The 239-nt window shown below is 64.4% G+C and carries 1 protein-coding gene; it reads right to left on the reverse strand.

Annotated elements, in window-relative coordinates; translation table 11 throughout:
* On the reverse strand, positions 1-214 hold a 214-nt coding region (locus ACZ2IA_RS23270), incomplete at its 3' end, for a hypothetical protein (protein WP_470294945.1).
* Positions 215-239: the final 25 nt, after the last annotated feature.

Genomic DNA, 239 nt, shown 5'->3' on the forward strand with positions numbered 1-239 from the left:
GCAACAGGCTGACATCGCCGGGGTGCTTCGCCAGAACGCTCTCCACGGCGACCTTGAACACGGTAAAGGCTGCGGGCTGCCGGAGGTGCTGCTGCATCCACGCTTCCAGCGTCATCGCATCCCAGGCGTGGGCCTTGGGGGTGGTCCAAGGGGCGTTCTTGTCGACACGCAGGGCCATATATTCGAAGCGGAGCGTCGCTGTCAGCAGGTTCACCAAGGCCCGCCAGGGAAGCGTTGTC

Source organism: Crenobacter sp. CS_VA4 (genome assembly GCF_055597485.1).